Below are 13,666 nucleotides of genomic sequence, written 5' to 3' on the forward strand. Positions count from 1 at the left end.
AAGCCCATTTAAGCTAGATTAACAGACTTGGGACAATAATTTCTGCGCGATTTCGCTTCGCACTAAAATCTGGCGATCGCGATCGAACAAAATCGAGCCAACTTGGACTGCGCGTTCGCTGTGGGTGTAGATGTAGGCTTGACAGCGTTGATCAATTTGTTGGGCGATCGCGCCATAAACCTGTTGAACCCAGGTAGTACCGGAAGTGGAATCGAGCGATCGCAAATGGTTTAAGGCAGCTTCAGCCGTAGCGCTGGCAAATATGGTGGGTAGAGTTTGACTGGGTAGGCCTAGATTAGCGCAGTGAGCGGTCAAGATTTCTAGTCGTCCGTCAGCAACGTGGTGATGCGTGTGAAAAATGCCGCCAGCCAACTTGATCAACTTGCCGTGGTAGCCAAATAACAACACCGCTTGCACTCCTGCTAAGCCTGCTTCAACTAGCATGGGGCCAATCCAATTCGCAGTTTTAACCAAGCGATTCCGATTAATGCCTATCTGAGTGGCTAAGTCCAAGCCATTTTCGCCCACGCAAAAGACCAAACCATCGAAATAAGATTGCTTGGCGTGTAGCGCTTCCCGAAAGGCTTCAAGTTGTCCGGGAGCGCTCAAGGGCTGGGAAATACCTGTGGTGCCAAGAAGAGATAATCCTTCCACAACCCCAAAAGCCGCGTTAGAAGTGCGTTCTGCCAAAGTCCGTCCTTCTGGCAAAATAATCGTGACTCGAATTTTTTCACCTGACGTTAACTGCCGCTCCAAGTTAGTTCGTAAGAGCCGCTGAGCGTAGGCATAGATCGCCGCCTGATTCTCATGATTTTCAGCATTAATCTGTCGCCCCACCCCTTCTCCCCCTTGGAGCACGACTGCCTCTGACTGATTTGGCTCTCCCCGCTCGACTAAAGCCCAAATAGGGGTATCGCGAGTCAGGTCTAAGTTATCGCCGGGGTCACTATGGGCGATCGCTAGAGCCGAGTTGGACGTGAGTCCAGCCACCTGAGCAATGGGAATTGTCACCGTTTCAGCAGGCTCGACTAAATCTAGGTCAACGGAAGGGATGCTTTGGGGGCCTTGGTGGAGCCATCGTAAGGCAGCGATCGCGGCAGCGGCAGCAAAGACAGGCAGCGTGTATCCAGTTCGTAATTCGGTCAAGTAAAAAATCCTCAGTCCAACTCCGTGAATATACTTTTGTGACAAAAATCACGAAAAGTAAGTGATTGATCACAGTTTCTTTATAAGAATTTTAGGTTCAGATTGGATATGGAGGAGTCTGTCCTCTGGCAGTTGGGGTTTCAACGTCCAGCCTCAATGCCGCCTCTCTTGTGACGTTTCCTGGAGACCCCAATGAAAACCGTCATAAACTCGACTACGAATACTCTTAACTCCGATGAAATCGGCGTAGAAGAGGAGGCAACGACTCCTACTGTTGTGCTGCAACCGCAGGGTTGTTTGGACACGGCTAGTAGTCCAGGATTTCAACAGGAGCTAGAGCAGGCACTGGCAGGGGCAGCGAGTGCAGTGATTGTAGATTTGTTGCATGTAGAGGCAGTAGAGCCAGCAGGAGTGAGCGTCCTGTTAGCAGGAATTAAGCTGGCGACGAGCTTGAACAAATCTCTATCTATCTGGTCCATGAGCCGGGTGACGCGGGTGGCCTTGGAAACGGAGTGGGGCCGTCAGCGTGCCGTGACTTTAGGAACTTGGAGCGACTTGTGCAAGCAGGAATTTGAGCTATTTTTGCGTACCAACAGTTGGGCTCGGAAACAATCAGTGGCAGCTCAAGCAGTAGCGGCTAAATCGGCGGCTAAAATCCCGGTAAACATCCCTGTTCCGCGACGCATGAGTTATGTAACTGGTAATACTGACCTAGAAATGCGAACGCAGCAGACTGCTTAGGACCATGTACAGCCTAGAACCTTTGGGCAAGCGGCTGAGAGGTCTAGGAATTATTGCAATAGTTTGAGAAAGATATCTTTCGCCTGGATGGTGTTTAGGAGCGATCGCCCAAAATACTGTCAAAAGAATTGAGCAGCCTTAACCACAGGCTGATGGTATTGCGCCTACAAACTTAGTAAAAATATTTAACAAATCAAGATTTCTAGCTTCAGCATGCTGAGACAAGCAGTGGATTTGACAACTGTTGAGGTGGCAGCGGTTCCTGTGTCTGAGATTTTAGATCCGGTTGCCGATCCGGAACCTATAACGGTCTCTCGCAAACCTTCTAAGCAAGCAATTCGAACCAGCCTTAGAGCCTCCACCCTAGATGGTGTTTTTGCGACCATCTTCTCGAATGTGGCAGGTGGGGTTTTACTCAGCAACTTCTTGGTAGAGCTGGATGCCAGCCCTGTCGAGCTAGGAATGTTGGCCTCAATTCCACTGCTAGCAAATCTGCTGCAACCTTTGGGAGCTTACTTAGCCAACCGCACTACCAGTCGCCACCGCTACGGTTTGTGGATTTATGCTCCGGCTAGATTGCTCTGGTTAATTCTTGTCCTGGGCATTGGAGTCGCCAGTCTTCAGCCAACTCCTCCCCATCTTTTAGTGCAATGGGCTTTGGCGATCGTCGTGCTGACTCATTTCTTAGGGGCTCTGGGGGGAGCCTCTTGGTTCAGTTGGGTGGCAGCTCTAGTGCCTCGGCAATTGCGCGGTCGCTATTTTGGCATTCGCAATAGTGCCATTAGCTTGACTAACCTGCTTAGTGTCCCTTTAGTGGGGCTGGCGGTGACGGCTTGGCCAGGAGGTAGTATCCAGGGATATGGAGTGTTGCTATTCTTGGGCGTGATTGTCGGGCTGGTTAGCATCGGGTTTCAGTACTGGATGGTGGATGTCAATCCTCAAGCGCAGCAACAGGAACATGCTGAGTCATTGGCCCAGGAATCTGCTGATTTGGATGCAGTTGCAGCTGAGACTTCTAAGAGTAAAAGCTTTTGGCAAGACAGAAACTTCTTGATGTTCTTGCTCTACTTTGCCTTGTGGAGTTTCTCAGTCAACTTAAGCGCTCCTTTTTTTAACATTTATCTGTTGGATACCCTGTCCTTAGATGTCAATTGGGTGACTACTTATACGAGCCTGGGAGCGGGAGCTAATTTACTCATGCTGGTGCTGTGGGGCAGATTAGCCGATCGCATTGGGAATCGACCCATCCTTGTATTAGTGGGCATTTTAGTTGCGGTTACTCCCTTGCTGTGGCTAGGGACAGGGACGGATTTAACATCCCTACTCGTTTGGTTTCCACTGCTGCATATTTTGGCGGGGGGCACTTGGGCCGCGATCGATCTGTGCATCAATAACATTCAGCTAGGAGTTGCACCCGTCCAGCATCAGGCTACCTATTTCGCGATCGCCGGAGCCGTAGCAGGAGTCAGCGGAGCCTTAGGAACAACCGCAGGAGGATTTCTGATCGAGTTCACCAACTCTGGTGGCATCTTGGGACTGTTTGCCCTCTCCAGCGTCATTCGCTTAGCGGCAATTTTGCCCTTGCTGTTTGTTCGGGAGCAACGTCCACGTTCAGTTCGCCAGGCGGTGCAAGCTCTCGCACAGGGTTTGAGTAACGCCTTGAGAATACCAAGGCGATCGCCCTTGCTCCTCAAACCGCAAGCTGTAGCAGTAGAAGCCACGACCTTCCCAGATCAGGCACAATAAAGACATCCATTACCTATTCCTGACTCAATAGAATAGGTTGTCTGGGGATACCAGTTGTAGATGAATCAGGTAGATTACCTTCGCATCAGCTTGATCGATCGCTGCAACTTCCGGTGCCTTTACTGCATGCCGGAGGGTACAGACTTAGAGTACGCACTTCAGCAAAACTTGCTAACTCATGCTGAGTTGCTCACTTTAATCAACGAAGTGTTTGTTCCAGTTGGGTTTACTCGGTTTCGCTTGACCGGAGGCGAACCCTTGATTCGTCCAGGGGTGGTGGATATTGTTAGGGCGATCGCGGCTTTGCCAGAAACTCAAGATCTATCCATGACCACCAATGGTTTTTTGTTGGCAGACCTGGCGCAGGAGCTTTACGATGCGGGTTTGCGACGAATCAATATTAGTTTGGATTCTCTGGAGCCAGAAACCTTCGACAAAATTATTGGTCATCGGGGGCGATCGCGCTGGCAGCAAGTTTGGGACGGTATTCAAGCGGCTTATCGAGTTGGGTTTAACCCGCTGAAGCTGAATGTCGTGGTGATTCCGGGCGTAAATGACCAAGAAGTTTTAGACTTGGCGGCTCTGAGCCTCGATCGCGAGTGGCACATCCGGTTTATTGAATTTATGCCGATTGGCAATGCTTCGCTGTTTGGCGATCGCGGTTGGATTGCTTCAGAGGAATTAAGACAGCAGATTCGCGATCGCTGGGGTCTGACGGAAGGCGAAGTGCGAGGCAACGGCCCTGCCGATGTATTCCGCATTCCTGGCGCGAAGGGAACCCTGGGCTTTATTAGTCAAATGTCCGAGTGCTTTTGCGATCGCTGCAATCGCATGCGGCTCTCTGCCGACGGTTGGCTCCGCCCCTGCCTGCTGAATGAAGATGAGCAAATTGACTTAAAAACTGCTTTGCGTTCTGGGGTCCCTACTGCTCAGTTACGCGCCCAAGTCAGAAAACTTCTGCAACTAAAGCCTGAAATCAACTTCAAGCAACGCGACTCTGGAACTCAATCGGGCGCTTATAGTCGCACGATGTCGCAAATTGGTGGCTAAGCCAAAATAATCCAAAAACTAAGGTTTAAAAAATCAAAAGCTCCCAAATGACGGTTCGGGAGCTGCTGATCAAATATTTCAATGCCGCGGTAACACAAGAATGCTGAAAAGAGTTCTGAACGATTAAGCTTGGCGAGAGTAGTACTCAACCACAAGCAGTTCGTTGACTTGGAGTGCGATCCATTCCCGCTCAATCACACCATTCACCTTGCCAGTGAGCTTGCCTTTATCGAACTCTAAGTGGCTAGGCAGGTGAGCGAGGCCAGGATACTGTAGATTTTGTTCAATCAACTGACGAGAGCGATCGCGGTCTCTAACACCAATGACTTCGCCGGGACGGCACTGGTAGCTAGCAATATCTACGGGACGACCATTCACAGTGATGTGACCGTGGTTGACCAACTGACGCGCAGCAGGAATCGTAGGAGCCATACCGAGACGAAAAACGGTATTGTCCAGGCGCATTTCTAGCAACTGCAACAGGGTTTGTCCGGTAGAACCCGCAGCCCGACGAGCTTTCCGCACATAGCGAAGCAGCTGTCTCTCGGTGATACCGTAGTTGAAGCGCAGCTTTTGCTTTTCTTCTAGACGGACACCGTATTCAGATTTCTTCTTGCGTTCTTGACCGTGCTGTCCAGGTGGATACGCCTTTCTGGGAGACTTCCGAGTCAAGCCAGGTAGGTCACCCAAACGACGCACAACTCTGAGGCGAGCGCCTCTATATCGCGACATGTAGCTTCCTCAAACTAAAATTTACCCAAAGATCCCAGTATAGACCCTGTTTTAAGAACAAGAAAGAGGCTACGTCAAATTAGTCTGAAGCTGCCTGTTGTGCCATCGTTCAGGACTGCCAGCGAGAAATACAGACAAAACCAAGCGACTTAAAATGGAATTTATGAAGCGCTTAGTCATCGGCTCGATCCGAGGTTATCAGATTTTAGTTTCACCACTGCTGCTGCCTGCCTGCCGCTTTTACCCGACTTGCTCTCAGTATGCGTTGGAAGCGGTAGAGCGTTTTGGCCCCTGGCGAGGTGGTGGGTTAGCGCTGCGCCGAATTGCTCGCTGTCACCCTTTCCATCCCGGTGGCTATGATCCTGTCCCTCCTGTAATGCCTGCTACTGATGCTGATGATGAACCCAGTCTCTGAGCCGATCGTCAAAGACTTGGTACTAGTAGGTGGAGGTCATAGCCATGCGATCGCCTTACGCATGTTGGGGATGCAGCCTCTCTCTGGGGTGCGGATTACGCTCCTCACAGAAGCCTCAGATACTCCCTATTCGGGGATGCTGCCTGGACATATTGCGGGCTTTTATAGCCACGATGAATGCCATATCGACCTGCGCCCACTCGCTCAGTTTGCTCAAGCGCAACTGTATCTCGATCGCGTGGTGGGCTTGGACTTACCAAACAAGCGAGTGATTTGTGCCCATCGTCCGCCTGTGGCTTTTGATGTCGTTTCTATTGATATTGGCAGCACCCCAACGGTTCCAGACATTGCTAGGACTGTGGAGTCAAGTATCCCTGTAAAACCGATTCGTCGCTTTCTAGAACATTGGGATCAGCTGATTGAGCAGGTAGCAGAAAATCCTGAGCAACCAATCTGCATCGGAATTATCGGAGGTGGTGCGGGTGGCGTAGAACTATCGCTAGCAGTCCAGCGGAATTTGCACAAAGTTTTGAGGCAATCGCAACAAGCCACAGAAAATCTAACCATACATCTATTTCAGCGTGGAACCGTTTTGATGCCAGGGTATAGCCGTTGGGTAGGCGATCGCTTCCACAGAATCCTGACGCAGCGAGGCATTTACCTCCATCTCGGAGAAACGGTTACTGAAATCCAAGCGCATCAAGTCAGGTGTGAATCGGGTTTGACGGTCGCTTGTAACCATACTTTTTGGGTCACGCAGGCTACAGCACCAAATTGGGTAAAAGCATCTGGCTTAGCCACTGATGCTCAAGGCTTTATTGGAGTAGATGAAAATCTGCGATCGCTCTCTCATCCCTTTGTGTTTGCGGCAGGCGACATCGCCACCATCAAAAACCATCCCCGACCCAAAGCAGGGGTGTTTGCAGTGCGTCAAGGCAAGCCACTGTTTGAGAATTTGCGCCGAACCTTGCAGGGGCAGCGGCTCAAGCCCTACATTCCCCAGAAGCGTTATCTCAGCTTAATCGGCACCAGCGAAGATTCTGACTCCAATCAACACAATGCAGCGATCGCCTCATGGGGATCGTTGGGGTACGAGGCTCCTTGGTTGTGGCAACTCAAAGACGCGATCGATCGGCGGTTTATGGAGCGCTTCAGCCAACTGCCAGAGATGATGCAGCAGCCCGCCTCAACTCTTGCTGCACAGTTACAGCCAGAATCTAATAGTAAAATTCAAAATCTCATGCGGTGTGGTGGCTGTGGGGCCAAGGTTGGTAGCAGCGTTTTAGAGCGAGTCCTCCAGCGCATTCAGCAAGAATATCCCCAGCCTAGCGATCGCGCCGATATTCTCATCGGGTTAGATGCCCCGGATGATGCAGCCGTCTTGCAAATACCTGCTGATCGCGTTTTGGTGCAAACCATCGATTACTTCCGCTCCCTAATCAACGACCCGTTTGTGTTTGGTCAAATTAGTGCCAACCACTGCCTCAGCGATATTTTTGCGATGGGAGCCATGCCTCAAAGTGCTTTAGCGATCGCCACGGTTCCCTACGCTTTAGAAGCCAAGGTAGAAGAAACGCTCTACCAACTGCTCTCTGGAGCACTCAAAGCTTTGCATCAGGCAGGTGCAGCTTTAATTGGTGGTCACACGACAGAAGGAGCAGAATTGGCTTTTGGCCTAACTTGCAACGGTTTGGCTGAGCGCGATCGCCTTTTGAGAAAAACGGGAATGCAGCCCGGACAAGCTCTGATTCTGACAAAAGCGTTGGGGACGGGAGCCTTGTTTGCGGCAGATATGCAGCGCCAAGCGAAAGGTCGTTGGATTGATGCCGCCGTCGAGTCGATGTTGCGGTCGAATCAAGCGGCGTCTGAGTGTCTGATGCAGCACCAAGCCAGTGCTTGCACAGATATTACGGGGTTTGGGCTGTTAGGACACTTGGCTGAGATGACCCAAGCTTCTCAAGTTGCGGTGGAACTAAAGCTGGCAGCGATCCCACTGTTGGCAGGGGCCAGAACGGTTGTAGAACAAGGCATTGTGAGTTCGCTGCAACCCCAAAACTTACGGGCCGCGTTAAAAGTACAAAATTGGTCGGAGATTAGCGATCGCCCAGAAGCCTCTTTGCTATTTGATCCCCAAACTTCTGGTGGTCTGCTTGCTGCTGTTCCCGCAGAGCGAGCTAGCGATTGTGTTAGCGCTCTCCAGTCATTGGATTATCAGCAAAGTCGGGCGATCGGCGGTGTTCTACCCTCCACTTCATCCTCTGAGCCGATTACGATCGAACTGTAGGGTTGCTTGCTGTTTGGTTTGATTCATGCCCCAAATCGTTGATGTTGCTGAGTTTTTGCATTGCCCTAGCCTGATTCTGGATGTTCGCAGCCCAGGAGAATTTTTTCAGGGGCACATTCCGGGTGCGCAGAGTTTCCCGTTGTTTAGTAATGACGAACGGGCCGAGGTGGGTACGTGCTACAAACGGCAGGGACAAGAAACAGCGATTGAATTAGGGCTGGCGATCGTCGGTCCCAAACTCGCTGGTTTTGTGACTCAAGCCAAAGCCCTAGCCCCTGATTGTCGGGTGCGATTGCACTGCTGGCGAGGCGGGATGCGGAGCAACAGTATGGCTTGGCTCTTGGAAACGGCAGGATTTCAAGTCACTCTGCTGCGCGGTGGCTACAAAAACTTTCGTCATTGGGTGCGCTCCACCTTGGCTACTCCAAAAACTTTGGCAATTTTGGGAGGGATGACAGGCACTGGCAAGACAGAAATCTTAGCGGCCCTGGCAGAACAGGGAGAGCAAGTTCTGGACTTAGAAAACTTAGCGAACCACCGGGGCAGTAGCTACGGCAGTTTGGGGTTACCCGCGCAACCCACGACCGAGCAATTTGAGAACCACATTGCTTTGGTTTGGAGCCAATTTAATCACCAACGGCCTGTGTGGATTGAGGCGGAAAGTCGGCGGATTGGGCTGTGTCGGATTCCAGACGAAATCTTTCAGCAAATGCTCCAAGCCCCTGTGTTGCAAATTCTGCGATCGCGCCCTAAACGAATTGAGATTTTGCGCCAGGTCTATGGTTCGGTCAAATCAGAACAACTCATAGAAGCCACGGAACGTTTACGAAAAAAGCTAGGTGGCTTGCGGACTCAACAAGCCGTCGAAGCGATTCATCAAGGTGACTTGACTACTGCAATTGATTTAGTTTTGGACTACTACGACAAAACCTATACCCATGATTTGCAACGGCGAGGTGTCCCGATTCACTCAATCGACATTGCCGATGCTTCGCCAACTGCTAGCGCTGCGTTATTAATGGAAAAATCTCAGGATTGGCTAATAACTTCTCAACCAATGCCTATCAGTATTACTGCCACTTAATGACCTCAGACGTTAAAGTCCACAATCTACCTCCGGAGTTGCGCTTCTCTCTTTCTTATTGATTTAGCTATAGTGATTTGGCTATATAGGGTGTTATGGAAAAGCCTTCTAATCTGTTGGTTAAATTTAGCCAGCGCTTATTCAAAGATGAAGTTTATCAAGAGAAATTTATCAATGCTTTGGTAAATCCTCAGCCCTTCAATCCAGCTATTTTGTGGTGTCAAGCACAGCCTGAGATATCACCATTTAAATTAGCGCCACCGACGCTTTGGCAACCAAATTTTATTGAACGACTGGTCTTAGATGAAAAGCCAGGCAAGCATCCTCTCCACGATGCCGGGAATTTCTATTGCCTAGATTTTTCTTCAATTTTTGCTGCTTCTACTTTATTGACCATCGAGCAACCTGTTGATCTGATTTTGGATATGTGTGCCTCACCGGGAGGTAAGAGTGTCTTTGCTTGGACCGCACTACAACCTCGGTTGCTGATTAGTAATGAGGTAATTGGCAAGCGCAAGGGAGCTTTGATTTCTAACCTAAAACGCTGTCATATTAGCCCTGCGATCGCCCTTAGTTTAGATTCGCAAGTACTGGCTGAGCTAATTCCTAATACTGCTCAACTAGTCTTGGTAGATGCTCCTTGTACAGGTCAGTCTTTATTGGCAAAAGGTAGTAAAGCCCCAGGTTGCTTCCATCCAATTTTGATTAATAAAAATGCCAATCGACAAAAACGAATTCTGGCAAACTCAGCAAAGTTGGTCGCGCCTCAAGGCTATTTAGCTTATATGACTTGTGCTTATTCACCCGAGGAAAATGAGCAGGTGAGTGAGTGGTTTTTAGCTAAATTTCCTCAGTTTCAAGCTTTGGTCGTACCCCATTTGGTTGCAGCTCAATCCCACTTAACAGACATTCCTTGCTATCGCATGTGGCCCCATTCAGGTTTAGGGGCAGGAGCCTTTACAATTCTGTTCAAGAACATGGAAGAAGGCTCCATGAGTGAGCTTCCTACCGAATTTTTAGAGCGCTCTGACTTTATTTATCTTTAGCCACTCGCTGAGGCAGTCCTTTGGGACTGCCTCATAGTTTTCCCCAGCTTGCCAACCAGTGATTAGCTAACTCAGGGCTGCTAACTGAGCTAGCCAATCGCTGGTATCCACCAGCAGAACGGGTCCGAGTTGGAGTAGTTGCTGTAGGCCATTTAAATTAATAGGGGTTGCAGAATCTTTGAGATGGAACTGGAGTTTATCTCTGCTCTGCCCCTGAGCCTGTCGCTGTAGTAAATCGACACAGACAGGCAAAATGTGACTTTGCAAAAATGAGAAATAAAGCTCTTGAGCCCGGTCGATTGAGAGGGCCAGTTTCAGTTGCTTCCCAGTTGTTAGCAAGCGTTGTAGTTGCTTCATCTCATCTGCGATCGCTTCTGGCCTGAAGTTGTGCAACAGGTTCCAAAGCGATCGCAAGATTAAGCGCTCCAGAATTTCTTTGCCTACGCTCAGGTTCAAGTGGCAGTGCAAATGGTTCGCTTCAGTGGCGATCGCTTCTAGCTCAGCGATGTGACTGAGGCAAGGGGGCGGTGCAGTGGTAGGATCGCTCATCTCCTGTTCCAGAGCTTGCAACGACGCGATCGCTCGGTTCGTCAAGGCAATCTCTGCGGCAACTTGCAATTCTTGCGGTACCTGCAATTTGTCGCGATGGAAGGCCATCAATACGCCGTAGTTATCTCGGTAAACCTGCGTGTAAAGCTGATCGAGACGGAGCAGAGTTTCTTGGGTCAGCAACTGCATAATCCGGTGGCGCTCTTCCTCAAACAGGTTCTGTAAGTTGTAGGACTGATCCCCAAAAATGCGATTCATCGCCAAAATAGTCTGGGCAGCGCTGGCCTGTTTCAAAGCAGCAAACAAACTGTCTTTGAGCCGACTGTAGTCCCGCCGTCCCGAAAAGTTTTGAATGCAGCAGTGGAAGTCCCATCCGCCTAGATGCAGCACCGCAAAGGTCAGGTGAGTGCTTTCCCAGGTGATTTCAGAAACGAGTTGTACCTGCCCAACGGCTAAAGTCAGCGATCCCATGCGCTGCAATTGGTAGTCGAGTTGATGAGCGGTGTAGCAGTAAACTCGGTGCTCTGGCGGGTAAGTGGTGAATAGAGAGCTAATGGCATAGTGGGCTGCCACCTGCTCTAGGGTAATTTGCGCGGTGGTTACCAAATGGCGGTACACCCCAGATCCATGCCGGAAATACTCAATATTGCTAGGTGCTGTGCCTAAGCGCTTGATAAATCCTTTCTCAAGCTGAACACCTGCGACATCACCTGCCAACTCTAGGGCCCTCGCCGCATAGCGGAGAATTTGCACTCCTTCCGGTCGAGACAACTCTTCAAAGAACCAGCCGCAACTGGTATACATCAAGAGGGCATGACGCTGCATCTCCAGTAACCGCAAAGCATCCACCTGATCCGCAGCGCTTAGCTTGCGAGTCCGATGGCGAACCATAAAGCACTCAATATTGCTGGCACTGCGATCGCGCATCACCTGAATGTATTCATCTCTGGCAAGCCAGGGGTCACGGAAAAACTTTTTGCCGCTGTCCTCGTAGACCTTAATCAACTGCTCCCGTAGCCAATCCAAAGCATCGCGCAAAGGTCGCCGCCATTTTTGGTGCCAAACCCCACCTTCACCGCCGCAGCCACAGTCGTCTTGCCAGCGATCGACTCCGTGGGCACAGCTCCAAGCGGTCACAGGCTTGAGTTCTACTTCCCAGGTGGGGGGATGGATGCTGAGGTAGTGGGCAAAGTTAGTAACAGTCCAACCGCGATTGGCGAATTCTTTCAAGAAGGCGTAAGCCAAGGTTTTCTCTGTGCCGCCTTTGTGGTGACCAAAGGTTTCGCCATCGGTCGCAACCGAAAGGACTTGAGCAGGCCGTTGATCCCCACGTACGGCTTGACCAATCCGCCCCACAAAATGGTTCGAGTTGTAGAGCACGTCGCTAAAGCCCATATCCCGTGAGATGGGGCCGTCGTAAAAGAAGATGTCGATGTAATCGTAATTGGGATTGCCCCCCGGTAAGAAGCAGCGATAGGGACGGGTGGAATCAATCTGACCGCCTCCCACTTCATGCCATTGTGGGTGCGGTTGATGTTCACGCGGGAAGGGGCGGCAACGTTCTGCTTGGGAAGGAGCCAACACAATGAAGCGAATCCCTTCGGCAATCAAAGCCTCAACAGTTGGGTAATCTACTGCTGCTTCTGCCAGCCACATGCCTTCGGGATCACGACCGAAGTGAGAACGAAAATCTGCTTTGCCCCACCGAATTTGGGTGTATTTGTCTCGCTCATTCGCCAAAGGCATGATGATGTGGTTGTAGACCTGAGCGATCGCATTACCGTGACCATTCAGGCGATCGCAACTTTTGCGGTCTGCTTCCACAATCCGTTGATACACCTCCACGTCATGACGCTCTATCCAGTTCATCAACGTGGGGCCAATGTTAAAACTCAAATACTCATAGTTGTTGACGATCCCAGTCACTTCACCTTGGTCATTTAGCACTCTGGCAAAGGCGTTGGGACGGTAGCATTCATGATGAATCCGCTCATTCCAGTCGTGAAACGGCCCCGCACTCGGCTGGCGCTCGATCGCATCTAGGTAAGGGTTTTCTCTGGGCGGCTGGTAAAAATGACCATGAACTGTCACGTAGACTCCCAATGCCGTTTGCAGGGGATCATTTCCAGGAGACACCTGAGCAGCAACGGAGCCAGAATGAGTGGCTTCACCCTTACGAGATGGTGAGAACTCAGCTAAATCCATCAGCCCAGATTCCTCATACTCTGAGGTGAAAGCATCGGAGTGTGAAGTCATCTTAGGTCTATCCAAATAAAGAAGGGAGCGAGACAGAAATAACTTACCTAGCCACCACGGAACCACGGTGTTATGGCAGGAGTTAGCAATAGCAACAAGCCTTGTGAGATGTGATCCTGTGGGATGTGAAAGGAATAATTAATGGGCGTCAGCCTGGCTTGACCAGTGGTTTCTGGAGAAGGTAACGCACAGAGAACGACAGGTAAGCTGCGATCGCACCAAGGCTGTTCGGAGATTCAGGTAGCACTCTATCTAAGAGTAAACGACTAAACAATCTGACTAAAAGCACAATCTAAGCGTCCTGAAACTGAGCCTTGAGAATTAGGTTTTTTGGGGATCAAAGACCAGACAGCGATGCAAGGCACGAAAGTTAGCAAAACATTGCTAGGTAACATAGCCCGATTGAACCGCAAAGGCCAGATAAATTTAACAGTCAGTTAAGGATTCGCAATAGGAATTGCACGTAAAACACCAAAAGCAAGGTTTTGTTACTTAATTTGGTCTTGAAATAGTAGCTTTTGGGAAGATAATGAGCCGAAATTAGCACCCGGTGCGGTGTTGGGTATTCTAGAGTCGAGATTCGTTCACCTAACTGCAAATCTATAGCGTTCAACCTT

General features: G+C 50.2%; 10 protein-coding genes. 7 read left to right on the forward strand and 3 right to left on the reverse strand.

All coding sequences use genetic code 11. The features are described from left to right. Positions 1-18: 18 nt before the first annotated feature. Positions 19-1,146 carry a cobalt-precorrin-5B (C(1))-methyltransferase CbiD gene (gene cbiD, locus NDA01_RS01530; RefSeq protein ID WP_348226623.1) on the reverse strand — a complete coding sequence of 376 codons (1,128 nt, stop codon included), beginning with the start codon at positions 1,144-1,146 and terminating at the stop codon, positions 19-21. A 192-nt stretch (positions 1,147-1,338) separates the two neighbouring features. Between cbiD and NDA01_RS01535 the strand changes: the two genes are divergently transcribed. The 3 genes from NDA01_RS01535 (at position 1,339) to moaA (ending at position 4,683) form a co-directional block, all read left to right on the forward strand. Then, positions 1,339-1,887, forward strand: a complete 549-nt coding sequence (locus NDA01_RS01535; protein ID WP_348226624.1) for an STAS domain-containing protein — start codon at positions 1,339-1,341, stop codon at positions 1,885-1,887. A gap of 213 nt (positions 1,888-2,100) precedes the next feature. Then, positions 2,101-3,633: an MFS transporter gene (locus NDA01_RS01540; protein WP_348226625.1), complete on the forward strand. Its 1,533-nt coding sequence runs from the start codon at positions 2,101-2,103 to the stop codon at positions 3,631-3,633. A gap of 60 nt (positions 3,634-3,693) precedes the next feature. Further along, complete coding sequence (gene moaA, locus NDA01_RS01545) at positions 3,694-4,683, forward strand: GTP 3',8-cyclase MoaA (RefSeq protein WP_348226626.1); 990 nt, start codon at positions 3,694-3,696, stop codon at positions 4,681-4,683. A 123-nt stretch (positions 4,684-4,806) separates the two neighbouring features. Here moaA and rpsD read toward each other — a convergent pair whose 3' ends face one another. Next, on the reverse strand, positions 4,807-5,415 hold the full coding sequence (gene rpsD / locus NDA01_RS01550) for a 30S ribosomal protein S4 (protein ID WP_190434012.1): 609 nt from the start codon (positions 5,413-5,415) through the stop codon (positions 4,807-4,809). Positions 5,416-5,578: 163 nt separating this feature from the next. On the opposite strand from rpsD, the gene yidD reads away from it, so the two are divergent. From yidD to NDA01_RS01570, 4 genes are all read left to right on the forward strand, one after another. Beyond that, a complete protein-coding gene (gene yidD / locus NDA01_RS01555; RefSeq protein ID WP_348226627.1) occupies positions 5,579-5,830 on the forward strand; it encodes a membrane protein insertion efficiency factor YidD in 252 nt (83 codons plus the stop codon). Beyond that, complete coding sequence (gene selD, locus NDA01_RS01560; RefSeq protein WP_431193282.1) at positions 5,811-8,114, forward strand: selenide, water dikinase SelD; 2,304 nt, start codon at positions 5,811-5,813, stop codon at positions 8,112-8,114. The genes yidD and selD overlap by 20 nt, the downstream gene beginning before the upstream one ends. A 25-nt stretch (positions 8,115-8,139) precedes the next feature. After that, complete coding sequence (mnmH, locus tag NDA01_RS01565; protein WP_348226628.1) at positions 8,140-9,198, forward strand: tRNA 2-selenouridine(34) synthase MnmH; 1,059 nt, start codon at positions 8,140-8,142, stop codon at positions 9,196-9,198. 95 nt (positions 9,199-9,293) lie between these two features. After that, on the forward strand, positions 9,294-10,244 hold the full coding sequence (locus NDA01_RS01570; protein WP_348226629.1) for an RsmB/NOP family class I SAM-dependent RNA methyltransferase: 951 nt from the start codon (positions 9,294-9,296) through the stop codon (positions 10,242-10,244). A 66-nt stretch (positions 10,245-10,310) separates the two neighbouring features. Here NDA01_RS01570 and NDA01_RS01575 read toward each other — a convergent pair whose 3' ends face one another. Further along, complete coding sequence (locus NDA01_RS01575) at positions 10,311-13,049, reverse strand: DUF3536 domain-containing protein (RefSeq protein ID WP_431193283.1); 2,739 nt, start codon at positions 13,047-13,049, stop codon at positions 10,311-10,313. Positions 13,050-13,666: the final 617 nt, after the last annotated feature.

This window comes from Trichocoleus desertorum AS-A10 (assembly GCF_039962155.1).
Lineage (GTDB): Bacteria > Cyanobacteriota > Cyanobacteriia > FACHB-46 > FACHB-46 > Trichocoleus.